Raw genomic sequence first — 18,855 nt, 5'->3', positions numbered from 1 at the left:
ATCCAGCCCAAGTGACTAACCCACAACGCCTAAGTTCATGCAGGGTTCATGCCTATATAAGCAATGGCTGTGCCAGTGCTAGGCGCACGGATTTCCCGCGCGTTTTTATCTGTTTTTCGGGCACATCCGTTCGGTCAAATGGATGCCCGAAACGCGGCAAGGCATGCGGGACTTGGCACTGACGCCGATAGATGAAATCGGCGACGCGATGCCGGCCAATGCTTTCTTGACGGATACACGCACCGGAATGTGGCTCGCTTTTGCGGCGAACGCCTGAAATCGGTGCCAATCCCGTGCTGTCGGCGTCTCCCCGTTTTTTTGCCACGCACCGTTGCGGCGCGAAGTGTGTCTGCGGCGAGACAGTTTCCGCTGTTTCGTAACGTTTTGTTCAGATCGCCCAGGCGGCACGGGGAACGACAATTGCTCCGCGTTTTGTGACGAATGTCCGTGTGAAGGGAGCAATCGAGGTGACGCGTTTGCCGCGACATCGTCGGCATAACCGCATGGTCGTTCGCGAAATGTGGTGTGGCACCGCGCGGTAAAAGTGACATCCGGCACACGGCTTTTACATGCAGTTACAGCGGGCCTTCAATAGCGCTTTTGGGGAAGCGGGGGGCCGAGCAAGAGGGGTGTTTTGCGCAAGGCGTATAGATCCATGACCTGCAGAGAATCAAATGACTAGACGACGGCGCGTGGTCCTGCGGCCGCAAGCCGGGGTTGGCCGGGATTGATGGGAGAGGCACTGTGCAAAGGCAAGTACATCGTACGGGGAAGGCGCGGCAGCCTGCCGCCAAGAGGGGGCAGCGCGAGGTAGCAACCGATGCCCGCGCGTTGAAACATTTGAACACACAGGGCACCGCTACTCCGGTGCGATCGCGAGAAAGCGCGTCACCAGGGACGCGCCAGGCATTGCTCACCCCGCGGTCAGTCGACAACGAGAGCGGCACTGCTGTTTATGCTGCCGGGGACGATCTGGCGGGTGGCCTCGTATATGCCGATGGCCAACGCCCTGGATTCACTCGTCGTCGTCGCGGCAAGGCGTTCCAGTATCTCGATCTGACTGGCCAGACGATTCGCGACCCTGTGGTGATTGCGCGAATCCGTGCGCTGGCGATTCCACCAGCGTATCAATCAGTATGGATTTGTCCGGATGCAAATGGCCACCTTCAGGCACATGGTCGTGACGCACGTGGGCGAAAGCAGTATCGATATCATGCGCAGTGGCGCGTCACGCGGGACGCCACGAAATATCACCGGACGAAGGCATTTGGGGAAGCGCTGCCGCGTATCCGGCACTGCATCCGGCGCGATCTGGCCCTGCCAGGACTGCCGAGAGAAAAGGTATTGGCGACGGTGATCTGGTTGCTGGACAGTACATTGATAAGAGTAGGCAATGCCGATTACGCGCGCGAGAATAAATCCTATGGTTTGACAACGCTTCGCCATCGCCATGTCGCGACGGCGGCAGGCACGTTGCGTTTTCAATTTCGTGGAAAGAGTGGCGTCGAACACGACGTGCCGGTCGAGGACCCGAAGATCGCTCGCATTATCCGCCGCTGCATGGCCTTGCCGGGACATGATCTGTTTCAATATCGCGATGCGCAAGGTATGCGACATGGCGTGAACTCAACGGCTATCAACGATTACCTGCGCAGGGCAAGCGGTGGCGATTTCACGGCAAAGGATTATCGGACATGGGCCGCAAGCGTGCTTGCGCTGGCGGCGCTGCAGGCTGCGGAGCCGCTGGCTGACCCATCGGATGGTGGCATCAGCAAGACCGAACGGCACCGCCGGTTGGTGGCGGTGATTCGGGAAATCGCGGCGCGTCTCGGCAATACGCCCGCGGTGTGCCGCACATGCTATATCCACCCGGCCGTGGTGGAAGCATTCGAGTCCGGAGTATTGGGTTGCGTAGCGCGGGTGCCGGCATCGGAAGACCCGGAGCGGGCTCTGACGCCAGGACAGCGCCGCCTGCTGAAACGCGACGAGCGCGCGTTTGCCTGTTTTCTTTTGGCGCAGCCCGTGGGCTGCGCCGTTTCTGCCTAGATGTGTCCTGTCAGGACCAGTATGACCACAATGATGACGATGATCCCAACGAAGCCAGAAGGACGATAGCCCCAGGACCGGCTATGCGGCCAGGTAGGAATGGCGCCGAGCAGCAGCAGGATAAGAACAATCAGAAGTATGGTGCCCAACATGGCGCGCTCCTTGTCGTGTAGTTGTGATTCTTTTGTGGTCGTTTTGCACACCGCTGAACGCAACCCTCATGCGACGACGCTTGATCCATTGTCGCTGCACATGATCGACGCCAGCCTGCCAGTTGAGCAATACGCGTGCCCGATCAGCGGCGGGATTGTGCTGTCAGCTCGTCCAGACGATAGTCAAATTTAATTGATAATAAGAATCGTTATCAATTAAGATCGTGCTTTCCCTGATGTTTTGCGAGATCGATCATGGTGGAAGACCTACGTGCCGGCCCTGTCCTGCAACTGCTGCAAGGCATGAGCGGGGCCGTGACGACGACCTCAGTGCCTACACGCGGCACGCGGGGACGGCGCCGAGGGCGCCGAAAAGGCTTGCCATCCCTGTCCGTTGCTGTGGCGCCCCTGGTCCATTGGGTCCCTGGCGCCGCGCGTGATGGCGATGCTTTCCGGTGGGCGGGAGCGATGTCCACGCTAGTGAAGAAGGGCGATCCGTTTGTTCTGCTGCTCCATGGCGGCCTCCGATCCGGCGGCATGTCTGCCGCCGGATCGGAGGCCGCGGCGGCGTGGCGACCTTATGCCGCCTGGGTCGCGCGCCATCAGGCCGCCTGGCGTCGCGTCTGTCGGGGCGTCATCGTGATTACTCCGGAAATCGCGGCGCGGATAGAGACACGGAACGATGCGCAATGGCTGTTTGGTAAAGGGACCCGGGTCGTGGCGGTATCCCAGGAGACGCTGGCGTGGCAGTTGGCACCTGTCTTGATGGCCGAGCGTACCGGTGGGCGCGCCGGGAACGACGCGGGTACGGATGTCGTGGTTCGAGGTTTGATGTAGACCTAGATCCCGCGCGGCGCATAGGTGGAGCGGTCATGCCGCGTCCAGTCGACGTCGGCGCACAACACGCGCATGCCGTCCGCGCCCCGATAAGCTACCGAGAGCGTGACGCAAAGGTGCGCTTCATTGATCGACAGGTAGGGGCGAGTCGCCTGCACTTCGCCTGAGTCGGCGATTGCCCGGCGGAAATACGGCCGGCGATCCCACCGCGCTCCTTCGGAATTCATCAACGGCATGAAGCGGCGCGCGCGGGGACGCAGCGGCCTTGGCGGCAACAGGTTGTCCCCGCACTGGCGGCCGCGCTCGTCCAGCACGAAGCATCGGGCCGCGTCCGGCAATTGAAGGAAGGCGTCGCAGGCCCGTTCGATCGGGTCGCCATTGGCCAGAATCCTGGCCGCGGCCGCTACCGCGTTGACATAGGGCGCCAGTTCGGCTGTGTCATCGCGTTCGCGCGCTTCCACCCGAGCGCGATAGTGATCGATCAGCGTATCGAAGCATTGATAGCTGGCGGCGGCATCCGCCGGGCTGACACTCGGGCGGGCAAAATAATGTCCCTGGACGAAATCGACATTGGCTTCAATCGCGATCAAGGCCTCCTGTTCGCTGGCGATACCTTCCACCAGCACCAGCCGCCCCGACTCGTGCAGCAAGGAGACGAGGCCGGGCAAGATCCTCGCGACATGCGCCTGTTGCGTCGCCTGGAACAACATGCTGCGATCCAGCTTGACGATATCGGGCTGTACTTTCCAGACGCGATCGATGTTCGAGTGGCCTGCGCCGAAATCGTCGAGCGCGATCAGGAAACCGTGCCGGCGAAAAAGCTGGACCGCTTCCAATACGCGGCGCGGATCGGTATTCGGCTGCTCCAACACCTGCAACACGATACGTTGCGGTGAGATCTCGAGCCGACGCAGTTCCTCGATCAGGGCGGCACCATGCCGGAAGTCGGCGATGGCCGCGGGATGGATGTTGAGAAATAGCCAGCCATGGTCTTGCCGCAGCCCTTTGAAATTTGCCAGGTGCAGTGATTGGCTCAGGCGGTCTAGTTCAAGCAAGTCGCCTAACCGGGCGGCCTGGCTGAAAACCGAGAGCGGTGACACGCTCTGGTTCAGCTCATCGTGCGCCCGCAACTTGGCTTCGTAGCCCGCGGCGCGCATGTGCGACACGCTGAAAATGGGCTCGAATGCGCTGAACAACGTCAAGTTGCCATAGCGTACGGTCCGTCGCCGGCCATCGTCATCGATATGCGGGCGCGGGGGCAGCGGGGCATCATCGATCAGGGCGCTGTCGTGTCCTTCGTACATGTCGTGCGGATCCTGCGCGCCGGCATCCGGTTGGGGTGTCGGCGCGTCGTTCGTCGGGTGGTCCGAGGTAATGCCCGCCGGGGCATCGCGCGCACTGCGCGACTCGGTCATGTCATCCCCTGGTGGCCCGCTGGTGGACGGAGGGGAACGTGTTCGGCGTGGCGCGGTGGCGCGAGAATCGGGTCGATCGCAACGGCATCATCCGTCGTCGCGCTTGGCGCCACATCATCAGGCATTCGCCGGTTGCAGATGATAAAGCAAGCTTTGTGCGCGTGCGAGGCTTACAGGCGTTTGTGCGGCGCATATTGCCGATTGACTGGCCCGGCGCCCCGCATCAAACGTACTTTCTTCCGATTCATTCGCTATTTATCCGTCATTTGTGCCGGTGGCGCGCGGCGGCGCCGGTGCATGGCCGCGCTGGTGTCGAGCCGCCGTCCCCGCGCGCGGGGGACGCATCGTCGAAAGACGTCTCGAACTGGTGCATCGATGTCGTATCCCGGTGCGTCGGCACGGTGCGTCGAGCATGCAATCGCTTGACAGTCCACTATTGGCGCGCGGCAATGCACACTGGGAGTCATCGGCGGGACAGCGTGGACAGAAGCAGACGTGGAGGCGAACCATGGAACGATACAAAGGGCGGCGCGACGCCGTACGGTTTCTGGACGAGTGGGCGCCCGATCTCGGCGGCCTGCTGCTGATGGGATGGCCGATGCTTCGCTTTGCCGGACCCCGGATGATCAACGATGTTCCGGGGCTGCTGTTGACCGCGCCCCGTAATCACGCGGCCCGATTCGATGCGCCGCTGAATGCTTTCCTTGCCTTGTCCTCCGAAGGCCTGGGCGCGTTCTTCCGTGACGACTTGCTCGGCTATGCCCGATTCAATGCGTCGGTCGGCTGGCTGGCCACGTACTGTCTTCGCTATGACGTCGATCTCGCCGGCGGCTCGCAACAGGGGCCGCGGACGCGGATCGTGCCGTTGGACCCGATCTTCGACGCGACGCTCGACCCTGCACGCGCGGCCGCCGTGGCGGCACCGTCGGGCGAGGCGAAAGCGGGAACGTCGCCGGATTCGGCCTATCGACGCACCGATGAAACCTCTGGTAACGCGATTTAAGGCCGAATCGTGGTCCGTTTCGCCAAGTTTTTGGCACTGACGGGGGCGACAGCGGTAAAATGCCCCGCTGATCCCGCGGAAACAGGCCGTGGCGCCAGCAAAAGGATTCCATGAAACGTCAGTCAGTGTCTTCCCAGCCGTTCCCGCCGTCTCCCGCCACCATTGAAGGTACGTCGTCGCTGTCGTCGCCGCGCCGAAAGGGCGTGCTCGTGGCGGGCGCCGCTGTCATCGCCGCCGGCTATCTGGGGGCGTGCAGCTCGCCTGACCCGCAGGCCATCGACTATAAGACCAGTCGCAGTCTGCTGGCACCGTCGAAGAAATCGACGGCGCCGTCGCTGGCCGCGCCACCCGACTTGATGATGGAGCCGCGCACGCGCGCCGATGCGCCCGTTGACGGTGACGCTTCGGTGACCGGTTACCAGACCAGCACGGGCACGCCAGCCACCCCGACAACCGTATTGCCGCCGACGCCCGGCCTGGCATTGCAGGTTGACGGCAGTCAACGTTGGCTGGTCGTATCGGGTTCGCGTTTTTCACGCGATCAACTGTGGTCGCGTCTGCGTGTGTTCTGGCAGGAGCAGGGTTTCTTCCTGACCGAGGACAGCGAATCGCGCGGCATCATGCAGACGGACTGGCAACAAAGCCGCGCGGCGCTGAATCAAGGGCTGATCCGCGATACGCTGTCGATGGCGGTGGATAATTCCTATGTCAGCGCCGAGCGTAATCGCTACCGGACGCGCTTGCAGGCCGGCCCGAACGGGACGACCTATGTTTTCATCAGCCAGCAAGGCCTGCACGAAGTGCTGACTGGCTCAGCCAATGATTCGACGCAGTGGCAAAGCCGTCCGAATGATCCGGGCCTGGAAGCCGAATATCTGGGCCGGCTGCAACGGGCATTGGCGCAAGGTCCGAGTACACCGGCTGTCGGACCGGAGGCCGTAGCCCAGGCGAAGGCGAACGCGGCAAAGAAAACGGCGCCGCCGCCCTCGCCGATCATGGAGGATCGGCCGCAGCCGAATGCGACGCCGATGTTGCCCGCGGGGGCATCTCCGGCACCGGACGGTGCGCTGGATCTGAGCGAGGACTACGATCACGCCTGGGCCCGTGTTGGCCGTGCACTGGATCGCGGTAACTTCACTGTTGATACGCGTGACAAGTCGCGTGGTCTGTACGAGATCCGTTATGCCGATCCGAATGACCTGGGAACGGCGGCGCAAGGTTTCTGGAACCAGGTGTTCCACGGCAAGAAGGAGAAAGTGGCCACGACGTATCACATCAATGTGAAGGCGTTGACGGAAACCCAGACCCGTGTCGCCATCGTCGACAATAACGGTCAGGTGGTCTCAACGCCACTGGCGCAGCGGATCATGCATCTAGTTGTCGGCGACATGTAGGCGCGTGTTTTCATGTCGTCGTGTCGTTGTGAACGCGTACGGCGATCGTGTCCTCATCACGTGAGGTCGGCGATGCCAAGTCAGGTCGGGTAAGCCCGCCGTGATAGAACGAAATGGCCCCTGACACGGATCTCGTGTCAGGGGCCATGGTGTTTGCAACGCTCGGTTCGTTCGACGAATGCACGCCGCATGCGGCCAGGGTTATTCCGGCAGATCCAGGATCAGCACGATGCGCCAGTCGCCACCATCGCCATCTTCATGGTGATATTGCCGCTCGACGACGATAAACGGCTCCTGGTTTCCCTTGGGTCCCAAAAACAGGACATCTCCTTCCATTGGCAGGCATTCGATGGGCGGAAGCGCCAGCAGTGGCGCATCGGCATTTGGGCCGTTCTTCACACCCATTAACCGCTGGATCTTTTTCAACGCGAGTTCGGTCCACTCGATTTCAAGTTCGATATTAGTCAGGATGTTCTCCTCGGTCTGTCTGTTGACGGCATGGCCGCATTATCGCTCAGCGCGTTGCTTGCGGGGGAAACCGCGATGCCGCGCACGGGGCCATGCATGGCATATCCGCCGCCTTCAGTACTTGCCAATGGCGCGGTAAAGATGAAATACCACGGTGCCGATGATTTCATGCAGCGCCGTGGCGGATAATGCGAGGCTGTCCAACGACGGCCAGAGGGTCATCCGGGTGGCGTGCCATGGAGGCGTGATTGGCGTGGGCGACATATCGAAGCGCGCGAAATTGAGAAGGCTCCGATGCATGTGCAAGGCAGTGGTAATCAGGTACAACGCATCCGGATCGGCTTTTCTCACCATTGGTGCGACGAATTCCGCATTCTGGTAGGTATTCCAACTGCGATTCTCGACAGACAGGTCCGCGGCGGAAATCCCTAACGACAGCAGGTCCGGCGCATAGACATCGCCTTCCGCCATTGGATGGCGTTGCGGATTGCCGCCCGTGACGATCACACGCGGGTGTGCGCCATCGGCTTTGGCGCGCGCATAGCATGCTCCCGCCATCGCGATCTTTTCGATCGAATCGCCTTTCGGTCGCAGCGTACGATGGGGGCCGGTGAAGTCGGTGCCGCCGCCGAGCACGATGAACACCGGATGGGATCCGGGTGCGAAGGGCGCGAGGGCGTGGCCCGTCGATCCTGGCATGCACGTGAAGCCGTGCGTATCGAGGATCCGATTATAGAGGGGCTGCAACCAGCCGCAGGCATTCACCCACACGCAGAGAACGGCAGCGGCGAACGCCGGTCGCAGCCACGCCGCGGTGCCCAAGCGCCCGCGCCGCCAGCGCGGTATGCATACAAAAATGAGCAGCACCGCGACGAGCGGCAGCGCGGCCAGTTGGAAAACGATCATGGAAAGGCCGAACGGGTTATCGGCCGCGATTGTACTGTAAGCGCCGTGCGGAAGGCCACGGTGCGAGGTCCCTATTCGTCATTCGTGCGACCCCTACGCGGCCACTGTAACGATGCCGTGTTAATGGCCGCTAAACGTCGTTCGAGGGCCGGCGGCACGATTTGCGTCCGAGATATCCTTTCGCAGATCGCCCCGCGGAATGGCAAACGTGCGGTCAGGGCCAGCCGTGGGGGGGGCGTCATGCGCGGCCTGGGACGGCGACGCCGCCGATGCATCGTGATCGGCGACATGCATCCAACGCGCCGTGGCATGATTGGTATGATATTCAGTTGCGCGCGCCGCCGATGCCGGGGCCGAGGTCGTCAACGTCGCGGAGCGAAGGTTTGTATCGGCTTGCCAATGCGCGAGCGTCGGCGCGGCCCACAAACCGACGGCGATGCCGACCATGACACCCGTCACGGATGCCGAATGCGCGAATCGGGACCATGCCTCGGCACTCGGCAGGGCATTGCGTACCGCCATGCCAAGCGGGAGTGCCGACGTCGCACGGACGGTCGCGCGCAGGTGGCCGTCGCGGATCACGGGCGTCGCATGCGACGTGGATGGTCCGGCGGATGCCGCTGAATGCGTCTGGCGAGGTGTAAACATCATCCCCTCCTTGTTATGTTCCGCGCCATGCCTGGGATATGGTGAGTCAGCAACGCTGGGCACCGGGGCGAGGCGAGGCGACACGCATCGTTCGGCACCAGCCGATTGAACGACGCCGCCGCGCATGATGACAAGAAATGGCCGCCTGGCGGTGACCGCATTCCGTCAGGACGCGGAGCAGGTGAAGGAGATGAACCGAAGGTTCAGCGTAAATCCGTGTGGGCCTTCGATCCAGCGCGTTCACGCGTATCGATGGTTACACTATATGAGCGCCAGTTGTGCAGTGCTGTAAAGCTTCGTGAGGAATTGTATCGATGTGCCCTGGATAGCGCGATCGGTGCGCTATGAGTGCGGGCAGAGGTGGACGGCGATGGTGTCAAGCGGGCGGCATGCCATCACCCTCACGGTCAGAGCCCGGAAGCAACCACGCCAGGCAGATGCCGCTCGAGGGATTTGCCGGGGGGGTGGTCTGTCAGCCTGGTAACGATGGACGATGAGGGGATGCTCAAACCATCTTCACGGGCGCGCGCCATGATTCGGGGTTGGTCCAGAACGCGCCGCGCAGACGATCACGGCTCGGCGGTGCGGGCGGCTTCGCCGCCATCGAACCGGCGCTGCCACGGAGCGACACACTGCGACCCGAACAGGCCAGCAGCTTTACCATTTCGGCCAGCGTGCCGTCTGCTTGCCATTCGTCGAAACGGCGGCGGCAGGTCGGCGGCGACGGGTAGCGGCCTGGCAGTTTCGACCAGCCTTCGCCAGTGCTCAACACCCACAAAACAGCGTTCACGACAGCACGTGGTTCAACACGCGGCCGACCACGCCGCTCGCTGCGTTTTGGCTCATCGTTGAACAGCATTTCGACAAGTTCCCACTCGTGATCTTTCAGGTCGTCAAACAGCATGTTTCACCTCAATAAAACGCATTCGGGTAAACCGTTGTCGTTTGGCGCCGCGTTCAAGTGTGTCACGCGCGCCCCCGTGTCGTCCGGCCTAACGCCTTTGTCGCTTTTTCGATGGTAACTTTTGCCACCATCGTCCCCGAGTTACCAGGACCGGACTGCTTCTGCGAGCTATAAAGCATCAGTCGTGCCATGTGACATGGGAGCGCTCGCTTACCTTGCTAAATCACTGATCTTAAAAAATTTTAATTGTGAAAGGGTATTTCAAGATATTGGTGATGTGACTAGTTGATTAATCCCCAATCTCGTGCATGCACCGAAGCCGTGCGTAGGAATCCGCTGATATTGCACCAAGGATAGTCCTGACCCTCATGGCGAGCACACGCCGCGGCGTGATTGACGTCGCTTGAAAAAAAGGTGTCTGGTCACACAGGCCGACGCCGCTTGGCGGTCATGGTGGCGCCGGCAACGTAATGTTTCATGCGGCCGCATGACGCGGTGATCGAATGCCAGGAAACTTGCATTACTATCGCTCATCAATAAAGTTTTTGAATCCGAAAAAAACATGAATGTCACGCTGCGTCAGCTTCGGGTGTTCATTGCCGTCGCGCGGCACGGCAGTTTCAGTCGTGCGGGCGACGAGATCGGCTTAACGCAGTCCGCCGTCAGTCGCGGGATGCGCGAACTGGAGACGGAGCTGGGCCTTCGCCTGATCGACCGCACCACGCGCGAGGTGCGGTTGACTGCCGCGGGCGCCAATTTGCAGGCGAGCGTCGGTCGGCTTCTCGCCGACCTGGATGGCGCGCTGCGCGAGATCAAGGATATCGGGGAGCAGCGTCGGGGGCGGGTGGTCGTATGCGCAAGTCCCACTGTTTCCGCCAGGATGATGCCACCTTGCGTGGCTGCCTGCGAGGCACGTTATCCCTATGTGACCCTGGTCTTGCGCGACGATGTTCAGCGTGACGTATTGACGAAGGTCCGATCGGGTGAAGCCGACTTCGGCGTGGTGATCGGTCCGCTGGATGCGGATGACCTGGTTGTCGAGACGGTGTCGCGTGATCCGTTCGTTCTTATCTGCCGGGCCGATCATCCGCTCGCGGCGTTTCCGGAGGTGCACTGGCGCGCGCTGGAGCGGATGCGGCTCGTCTTGCTCGATCACCAGTCGGGCAGTCGGCCGGTGATCGAGCGGCTGATGCACTACCACGGCGTTGCGCCGATAGTGGTGCAGGAACTCGCGCACTCGACCACCGTTTTTGGTCTGGTCGAGGCAGGCGTGGGCGTCAGCGTATTGCCTTCCTTGTCGTTGCCGCTGCCAGCCGAGGGCTCGCTGGTCGTCCGTCCGCTGACGCCGCGTGGTGAGCGCACTGTCGCGCGGGTTCGCCGCCGCGGCCGCTCGCTATCTCCAGCGGCCGATGCTGTCTGGGCGCTGGTGGGTGACGTCCAGACGTCGTAGCGGGGACCTCTCCCGTGCAGCACGGGCCTTTCCTAACAGGATAGGTGGGCGCTACACTGCACCTGTCGCGTCGATCGCCCGTCCCGTGTCGGGGATGCGTTCCCGTCGTGCCCGGTCCAGCAGGCACCGCGTCGCGATACTCGCCGTTTCTCCCATTTCGCTCCCATCCTTACCCATGTCCAGCGCTTTTACTCCTGGTTTTGCCCATACCGATGCATCCATTTCCCCGGTCTCGTCCCTCGACCTCGCGCGCTCGCCGGTTGTCGCCCGGGCTGCGGTAGCCAATCTGCGCGCCTCGAAGATTCGGGAAGTTGCCAATGCGGGGCTGGGTTTGCCGGATGTATTGCCATTTTGGTTCGGTGAGTCGAATCAGGTGACGCCGTCTTTTATCCGTGAAGCGGCAAGCGCCGCGCTGGCCGATGGACATACTTTTTATACGCATAATCTCGGCATCGCGCCGCTGCGTGAAACCTTGTCGGCGTACGTGTCGCGGCTGCACGGTGAAACGCGCATGAGTCAGATCGCGGTGACCAGCGCAGGCGTCAACGCCTTGATGGTCGCCACGCAGTTACTGGTCGGGCCGGGAGATCGCGTGGTTGCGGTGACACCGTTGTGGCCGAATCTTGTCGAAATGCCGAAGATCGTGGGGGCAATGGTCGAGACGGTATCGCTTGATTATGGCGACGGCGGATGGGCGCTCGATATCGACAAGCTGCTCGGCGCACTAACGCCCGGCACGAGAATGGTGCTGGTCAATTCGCCAAACAATCCCACCGGGTGGACAATGCCGCGGGTGCAACAGGCGGCGCTGCTGGCACATTGCCGCGAGCACGGGATCTGGATTCTGGCCGACGAGGTTTATGAGCGCCTCTACTATGGCCCCTCCCAGACCCCGGGCGTCGCGTTGGCGCCGCCGCCGTTGACGGCGCCTTCGTTTCTCGATCTGGCGTCGCGTGACGAGCGCGTGGTAGTGGTCAATTCCTTCTCCAAAGCCTGGCTGATGACGGGATGGCGGCTCGGGTGGATTGTCGCGCCGGAATCCGTCATGGACGACTGGGGCAAGCTGGCGGAATACAACACCTCCTGCGCGCCGGACTTCGTGCAGCGTGCGGGTCTCGTGGCTGTCGAGCAAGGCGAGGCGGTCACCCATGCGTTGCGCGCGGATCTGTTGGTTCGACGCCAGCGTTTGTTCGACGGGTTGTCAGGTATTCCGGGCGTGGATGTCAAGATGTCGGACGGCGCGATGTATCTGTTCTTCCGGATTGCCGGGCAACATGACAGTCTCGCCTTGTGCAAGGCGCTGGTACGTGATGCGCGGCTTGGGCTTGCACCGGGCGCCGCATTTGGCGATGAGGGGGAAGGCTTTATTCGCTGGTGCTATGCAGGAGATGTGGCGATGATCGATGAGGGGGTGCGTCGCTTGTCGGCGTATCTGCGATGACAATATATCGATCATGCTCCTTTACCCGTCCGAATTTTATTTGTAGAATGGTTTGAACTCCAGGCGAAGGTTGTTGTGACCCGCTCTCTGGCGTTATCGGCGTGATGATGCAAAAAAACAGCGTGGCGTGAAATCGGTGACGGTTTTACATCGACGCAGCGTCTTTGGGACGTCTGCGTACCGGCTGACACGAAAGCCGGGGTATCTTGGCTTGCTTGATGATGTGCATCGAAGGTAGTCTGAGGTGCGCAGCTTCTAGTCTGATGTACCCCGTCAACGGGTACACGCCGTTCAAGCCGGTCTGATGCGTAGCGCCTTCGCCTCCAAGAGGCTCCGCGTATTTCGCTGCTTACTCGCTGCATGAGATGGTTTCCCGCGCGCACGACGCTGCCGCTTTTCAGAACATCATTTGCGTATACGGTCCGCAGCTCACTCGGCACCCAGCCAGTGCAGTGGTGTAAACCGGTGCGTATGTGACCCAAAGGGTCAGACCTTGGTTTCATGAATACCCAAGAGGCGACAATCGTCCTCGAAACCGCGTTGATCTGTGCGCATGAGCCATTGCGGCTCAATGATTTGCGTAAACTTTTCGACGACGATATCTCGGCCGATACGATCAAGTCCTTGCTCGGCGTAATCAGTGAGCGCTGGACGGGCCGTGGTGTCGAACTGGTCGCGCTGGCATCGGGGTGGCGCTTCCAAAGCGTGCCGTCGATGCAGAAATACCTCGACCGGTTGAATCCGGAGAAGCCGCCGAAATATTCGCGTGCGGTACTGGAGACACTCGCGATCATTGCGTATCGGCAGCCGGTGACGCGCGGCGATATCGAGGAAATTCGAGGCGTTACCGTGAATACGCAGGTCATACGGCAACTCGAGGAGCGAGACTGGATCGAGGTCATCGGACATCGCGAGGCACCGGGTCGCCCGGCGCTCTATGCGACCACGCGCTCTTTTCTCGACGACCTCGGATTGCAGACGCTGGGCGAATTGCCTCCATTGGCCGACCCAGCCGATCCAGCAAGCGGTTTGCAGACCTCGCTGGCTTTCCCGTTGGATGCGGCCGCGGTTGCACAAGCGGCGGCGGAGGCGGATGAAGCTGAAGCCAGGATGCCCGCGGACGGGGTGCCTGATGTGCAACCTGCATCTGATGTGGCCGATACAGATGGCGCGCGAGACATGCGACAGCGGGATGAGTCCGCGGGCGTATGTGATGCGGACATCGTGCACGAACCCTCGCGGCCGGCCCTTTGAGGCAGCCGCGTACCAACCGATTTTCGACATGGCACACGGGAACCGTGTGCCCATGCCGGCGAAACGCAGTCGGCCCGACATGCGGTGGCGGAAACGCCGCATATGGACCGGGGAGCGTCGTCAAGATGCGCCATCCGGGCGTTTTTGGCGTCGTGTCTTTGGGGCAGCGTTGAACGCCCGGCACTTTACTTGAATTCAGAGGTGCTTTTGAAGCAGACCCGTGATAGCGCCGCGCCCGAAGGCGTGGACGATGCCGGTGGCGCACGCCGCACAGCCGTGGCGGACGTTGGGACCGACGCCGCTTTGCCCACGAACGACGTCGCGGCGGCAGGCGACGAGCGACCGCGTCGCGGGCTGCGTCGCGGTCCTCGTAGCCTGATTGCGCGTCGTCGGTCCGGAAAGACCAAGACAGGCGAGGGCGCGGACGAGGTGCCGGGCGTATCGCCGGATGCCGTTGTCGGTGGCTTCGATGCCGATGTCGCTGCCCCGCCGGCCCCACGGGCGCGCGCACCGCGCAAGCCGCGGGTAGCCAAGGCGGTTGTGGCGGACGGTGCAGCACAATTCGACCTGCCGCTCGATCAAAGCGATGTGTCGAGCCGAGACGTCGATCGCGCGCTGGGTGATCCGTTGTCCGGTGATGATGACGCACCGGTGGCCCGCCGCGCCCGGGCACCGCGTGCACCGCGTGCGCCACGTGCGCCACGTGCGCCACGTGCGCCGCGCCCTGTCGATGTCGCAGGTGCCGATGCGCTTCCGCTCGCGTACGAACATGACCCCGTGCAAACGCATCAAGGCATGGGTCTCGACGAGACGTTGCCTGATATCGACGCGCGACCCACGCCGGCGCGTCCACCACGCCAATCGCGCGCACCGCGTGACGCTTCGGACGGGGTCCGTGCCGATAATAATGTGCGGGCGCCACGTGGTGGCCGGAACGGTGAGCGTCGCGGGCCGAATCCCGGCCGCGGACCGTCCACCGCCGCGCAAGCGGGCGGTGTCGACGCAACCGCGTCGCGCGGTCCGAAGCGTGGTGCCGACGACGCGCTGCCAGGCGATACGGCGGACGTTTTTGCCTATGTCACGTCGCCCGCATTCGACGCGGACAATCACGGGTCTTCGTTGCGTGCGCCCATGTTGCGTCGTGGCCGCAAGCAGCAAGCGCCCAAACGCGTGCTGGCACCGGACGATGACGCGCCGAAGCTGCACAAGGTGCTTGCCGAGGCGGGCATGGGTTCGCGCCGGGAGATGGAAGAATTGATCGTGGCTGGCCGGGTCACGGTCAACGGCGAGCCGGCGCACATCGGTCAGCGCATCCTGCCCGCCGACCAAGTGCGAATCAACGGCAAGCCGGTGCGCAGAAAGATTCAGAGCAAGCCCCCGCGCGTGCTGCTCTATCACAAGCCGGCGGGCGAGATTGTCAGCCACTCGGACCCGGAAGGTCGCGCGTCCGTGTTCGACAAGCTGCCGACCATGAAGACGGCGAAGTGGCTGGCGGTCGGCCGGCTGGACTTCAACACGGAAGGTTTGCTGCTGCTGACCACGTCCGGCGACCTGGCCAACCGCTTCATGCATCCGCGCTATGAAGTCGAGCGCGAGTATGCGGTACGCGTGGTCGGGCAACTGACTGAAAGCGCGCGTCAGCAATTGCTGACGGGCATCGAACTCGATGACGGTCAAGCGAAGTTTCACAAGATCGTCGATGGAGTCGATGATGGTGAAGGGTCGAACCGCTGGTATCACGTAACGCTCTCGGAAGGCAGGAATCGCGAAGTGCGTCGGATGTTCCAGGCGGCAGGCTTGCTGGTGAGCCGACTGATCCGCACGCGTCATGGCCCGATCACGCTGTCGCGCGCGGTGCGCCGTGGACGCTATGAGGAGCTTGACGAGCAACAAGTGCGTGCGCTGATGGCCGCCGTCGGCATGAAGAACCAGGTGGAAAAGCCGGGCAAGGGGCCTCGTGGCGACGAGCCGAAGCGCATCCAGCCGGACCCGATGCAGTCATTCCTCGGTGTCATCGTGCCGGAGAATGGTGCGATGACGAATTCCGGGCGTTACAGCTACGGTGCGCAACGCCCACCCCGCCGCGGTGCGCCGACGCCGGGCGTGCAGCGGCCAAAGGGCCATATGAGCGCCACTTTCCTGATGCGTGATACGCCGCGTCCGGATACGGCCCGGCCGGTACGTGAAGTCAATGGCAACGTGGCGCGGGGCAATAAGCCGAACCCACTCGGCAACGCCGGCGGGCCGGCGGGTAAGGGCCGGAGTGGGCCGCGTCGCGGTGCCGGGCCGGGTAATGCGGCGACGGAAGGTGAGCGCGGTCCGGGCAATCGCGCACCGGGCCCGCGTGGCCCTCGTGGGCCGGGTCGTGGCGGTCCCCGCGGTGCGGGTGGCCCCGGCGGCGCATCGGGTGGCGGCAAACCGCGCGGCCCTGGCAATCGCGGTCGCTGAATAGAAGGCGATACAGGAAAGGCGCGATCGGAAATCCGTGGAGAAGCCCCCGCGGTGCCTGTGTTTTTACGCCGTGTCGGGTTTGCCTTTGTCAAACGCTTCGCGTACAATTGCGAGCGTCGCTGGTGTCGTAGGGTTCCTTGCTTGTTTTGTTGAGCATGGGGTCGACGCACCAGCATCGTCGTTTTCGTACGATCCGTATGTGGGTATCGGCGTCATCGCGACTGCCGGGATGCCGTGTTTTTGATGGCGTCCGATGGAAATGCGTGCTGTTTTCAAGCCGATTTTCGTCTGCCGACGGTGCGGCCGTAGGCGGCGCGTACGCGGTGGGTGGCATGCGCGTTGGCGGCGTGGCCGCAGGATTGCAGGGTAGCGGCGAAGAGATGGGCGTGCGCCCATTTTTTTTTGCGCGGACGTTTTGCACGCTGTCTGGCGGGCCGCCGCAAAGCGTGATTGGGGTGTATGTGCAACTGACCGAATTGATTGAAACGGCTCTGGCCGGCATGGGCTATGAGCTGGTCGACCTCGAACGGTCGGGCCGTGGGCTGCTGACCGTCTATATCGACTTCCCGTCCGGCGACGCGCATATCGCGATCGAGGATTGCGAAAAGGTGACACGCCAACTGCAACACGTTTTCACTGTCGAGAACATCGACTTTGAACGCCTGGAAGTATCGTCGCCAGGCCTGGACCGGCCGCTGCGCAAATTGGCGGACTTCACCCGGTTCGCTGGCGCCGAGGTCACGGTGACGTTGAAGCGGCCGCTGGACGGCCGCAAGCAGTTCCGGGGGATTCTGCAGGCCCCGGAAGGCGAAAAGATCGGTTTGGAATTTGAAGGGAAGACCGGCCCCGCAGTGCTCGATTTCACATTGGCGGAAATCGATCGCGCCCGGCTGGTGCCTCACGTGGACTTTAGGAGCCGCAAACAATGAGTCGCGAAGTATTGACGCTGGTGGACGCGCTCGCTCGCGAGAAGAACGTGGACAAGGACGTGGTCTTCGGCGCGCTGGAAGCCGCGTTGGCCTCCGCCACCAAGAAGCTTTATGACCGCGACGTCGAGGTACGAGTGGAAATCGACCGGACTACCGGTGAGCACCAGACGTATCGTCGTTGGCTGGTCGTACCCGACGAGGCGGGCCTGCAGGAGCCGGACAAGCAGATCCTGTTGTTCGAGGCGAAAGAGCAGAGCCCGAATATCGCCCTCGAGGATTTCATCGAGGAACCGGTGGCGTCCATCGAATTCGGCCGGATTGGCGCGCAGGCCGCGAAGCAGGTGATTCTGCAGCGTATCCGCGATGCCGAGCGCGAGCAAATCCTGAACGACTTCCTGGCGCGTGGCGACCAGATCATGACGGGTTCCGTGAAACGGATGGACAAGGGCAACCTGGTCATCGAAACGGGCCGGGTCGAAGCGTTGCTGCGCCGTGACCAGATGATTCCGAAGGAAAATCTGCGGGTGGGCGACCGCGCCCGGGCGTTCATCACGAAGGTTGATCGCACCGCACGCGGGCCGCAGATCGAGTTGTCGCGGACGGCGCCGGAATTCCTGATGAAGCTGTTCGAGATGGAAGTGCCTGAAATCGAACAAGGCCTGCTGGAGATCAAGGCGGCAGCGCGGGACCCGGGAATGCGCGCGAAGATCGCGGTCGTGGCGTACGACAAACGGATCGATCCGATCGGTACCTGTGTCGGCATACGCGGGTCGCGTGTGCAGGCCGTGCGCAATGAGTTGGGTGGCGAAAACGTCGACATCGTGCTATGGTCGGAGGATCCTGCACAGTTCGTCATCGGGGCGCTTGCGCCGGCGGCGGTGCAGTCGATCGTTGTCGATGAAGAAAAGCACTCGATGGACGTCGTTGTCGACGAAACCGAGCTTGCCATCGCGATTGGCCGCAGCGGCCAGAACGTCCGCCTTGCCAGCGAGTTAACCGGTTGGCAAATCAATATCATGACGCCGGACGAGTCTGCTGCAAAGCAGGACAAGGAACGCGCGGGGCTGCGCGACCTGTTCATGGCGCGGTTGGATGTCGATGAAGAAGTTGCGGACATCCTGATCGACGAAGGCTTCACGAGCCTCGAAGAAATCGCATATGTACCGCTGAACGAAATGCTTGAGATCGAAGCGTTCGACGCGGACACCGTTCATGAATTACGCAACCGTGCACGCGATGCGCTGCTGACTCAGGCGATCGCGAACGAGGAGAAGGCCGAGAACATTGTTCCCGAGCTGGAAACCCTCGATGGCATGACGCCGGAACTACTGGCAAAGCTACGCGAAAATCAGATCCAGACGCGCGACGACCTGGCCGAACTGGCCGTCGACGAAATTGTCGAATTGACCGGATTGTCGAACGAAGCTGCCACGGAGTTGGTAATGAAGGCCCGCGAACATTGGTTCACGTCCGAAGAATGACACCGATGTACGCGACGATCGATGCACGGGAATCGGACGGATTCTCGTCGCCGGCGCAACCCATGCGGGCCGCATG

The 18,855-nt window shown here is 62.2% G+C and carries 15 protein-coding genes and 2 pseudogenes; 11 read left to right on the top strand and 6 right to left on the bottom strand.

Going from position 1 to position 18,855, the window contains the following annotated elements; translation table 11 throughout:
- Positions 1-142 precede the first annotated feature (142 nt).
- On the top strand, positions 143-277 hold the full coding sequence (locus SJQ66_RS24625) for a hypothetical protein (RefSeq protein WP_260843684.1): 135 nt from the start codon (positions 143-145) through the stop codon (positions 275-277).
- A 467-nt stretch (positions 278-744) separates the two neighbouring features.
- Positions 745-2,046, top strand: a complete 1,302-nt coding sequence (locus SJQ66_RS24620; RefSeq protein ID WP_407691523.1) for a DNA topoisomerase IB — start codon at positions 745-747, stop codon at positions 2,044-2,046.
- Here SJQ66_RS24620 and SJQ66_RS24615 read toward each other — a convergent pair.
- Complete coding sequence (locus SJQ66_RS24615) at positions 2,043-2,198, bottom strand: DUF3309 family protein (RefSeq protein WP_036006573.1); 156 nt, start codon at positions 2,196-2,198, stop codon at positions 2,043-2,045. The genes SJQ66_RS24620 and SJQ66_RS24615 overlap by 4 nt on opposite strands.
- A 255-nt stretch (positions 2,199-2,453) precedes the next feature.
- Here SJQ66_RS24615 and SJQ66_RS24610 point away from each other — a divergent pair, with 255 nt between their 5' ends.
- The gene (locus tag SJQ66_RS24610) at positions 2,454-3,035 is read left to right on the top strand and encodes a hypothetical protein (protein WP_024901346.1); all 582 of its coding nucleotides are present in this window, start codon (positions 2,454-2,456) and stop codon (positions 3,033-3,035) included.
- 2 nt (positions 3,036-3,037) lie between these two features.
- Here the strand turns inward: SJQ66_RS24610 and SJQ66_RS24605 are convergent, their stop codons facing one another.
- Positions 3,038-4,339, bottom strand: a complete 1,302-nt coding sequence (locus SJQ66_RS24605) for an EAL domain-containing protein (protein ID WP_046152649.1) — start codon at positions 4,337-4,339, stop codon at positions 3,038-3,040.
- Between the two features lie 523 nt (positions 4,340-4,862).
- Here SJQ66_RS24605 and SJQ66_RS24600 point away from each other — a divergent pair.
- Together SJQ66_RS24600 and bamC are read left to right on the top strand one after the other, a co-directional pair.
- Positions 4,863-5,453 carry a hypothetical protein gene (locus SJQ66_RS24600; RefSeq protein WP_024901343.1) on the top strand — a complete coding sequence of 197 codons (591 nt, stop codon included), beginning with the start codon at positions 4,863-4,865 and terminating at the stop codon, positions 5,451-5,453.
- Positions 5,454-5,563: 110 nt separating this feature from the next.
- Entirely contained in the window at positions 5,564-6,847 is a 1,284-nt protein-coding gene (gene bamC / locus SJQ66_RS24595; protein WP_024901342.1) for an NlpB/DapX family lipoprotein, read from the top strand.
- 201 nt (positions 6,848-7,048) lie between these two features.
- On the opposite strand, the gene SJQ66_RS24590 is transcribed toward bamC, so the two are convergent.
- From SJQ66_RS24590 to SJQ66_RS24575, 4 genes and pseudogenes are all read right to left on the bottom strand, one after another.
- A complete protein-coding gene (locus SJQ66_RS24590; RefSeq protein ID WP_024901341.1) occupies positions 7,049-7,315 on the bottom strand; it encodes a hypothetical protein in 267 nt (88 codons plus the stop codon).
- A gap of 114 nt (positions 7,316-7,429) precedes the next feature.
- Complete coding sequence (locus SJQ66_RS24585; RefSeq protein WP_024901340.1) at positions 7,430-8,221, bottom strand: YdcF family protein; 792 nt, start codon at positions 8,219-8,221, stop codon at positions 7,430-7,432.
- A gap of 120 nt (positions 8,222-8,341) precedes the next feature.
- Complete coding sequence (locus SJQ66_RS24580) at positions 8,342-8,872, bottom strand: hypothetical protein (RefSeq protein WP_157684885.1); 531 nt, start codon at positions 8,870-8,872, stop codon at positions 8,342-8,344.
- Positions 8,873-9,386: 514 nt separating this feature from the next.
- Positions 9,387-9,773: pseudogene (locus SJQ66_RS24575) on the bottom strand (transposase); the annotation flags it as partial.
- Positions 9,774-10,335: 562 nt separating this feature from the next.
- Here SJQ66_RS24575 and SJQ66_RS24570 point away from each other — a divergent pair.
- The 6 genes and pseudogenes from SJQ66_RS24570 (at position 10,336) to nusA (ending at position 18,779) form a co-directional block, all read left to right on the top strand.
- A complete protein-coding gene (locus tag SJQ66_RS24570; RefSeq protein WP_024901336.1) occupies positions 10,336-11,223 on the top strand; it encodes a LysR family transcriptional regulator in 888 nt (295 codons plus the stop codon).
- 175 nt (positions 11,224-11,398) lie between these two features.
- Positions 11,399-12,664: a pyridoxal phosphate-dependent aminotransferase gene (locus SJQ66_RS24565; RefSeq protein ID WP_024901335.1), complete on the top strand. Its 1,266-nt coding sequence runs from the start codon at positions 11,399-11,401 to the stop codon at positions 12,662-12,664.
- A 501-nt stretch (positions 12,665-13,165) separates the two neighbouring features.
- Positions 13,166-13,858 (top strand): annotated as a pseudogene (scpB, locus tag SJQ66_RS24560) (SMC-Scp complex subunit ScpB); the annotation flags it as partial.
- Between the two features lie 627 nt (positions 13,859-14,485).
- Positions 14,486-16,366 (top strand): pseudouridine synthase, encoded by a 1,881-nt coding sequence (locus SJQ66_RS24555; RefSeq protein ID WP_456153921.1) that lies wholly within the window; start codon positions 14,486-14,488, stop codon positions 16,364-16,366.
- 464 nt (positions 16,367-16,830) lie between these two features.
- On the top strand, positions 16,831-17,298 hold the full coding sequence (gene rimP, locus SJQ66_RS24550; RefSeq protein ID WP_024901332.1) for a ribosome maturation factor RimP: 468 nt from the start codon (positions 16,831-16,833) through the stop codon (positions 17,296-17,298).
- On the top strand, positions 17,295-18,779 hold the full coding sequence (nusA, locus tag SJQ66_RS24545) for a transcription termination factor NusA (RefSeq protein WP_024901331.1): 1,485 nt from the start codon (positions 17,295-17,297) through the stop codon (positions 18,777-18,779). The genes rimP and nusA overlap by 4 nt, the downstream gene beginning before the upstream one ends.
- Positions 18,780-18,855 lie beyond the last annotated feature (76 nt).

This window comes from Robbsia andropogonis, from assembly GCF_034047095.1.
GTDB classification, from domain to species: Bacteria; Pseudomonadota; Gammaproteobacteria; order Burkholderiales; family Burkholderiaceae; genus Robbsia; species Robbsia andropogonis.
This window is presented reverse-complemented; position numbering and strand designations above follow the sequence as displayed.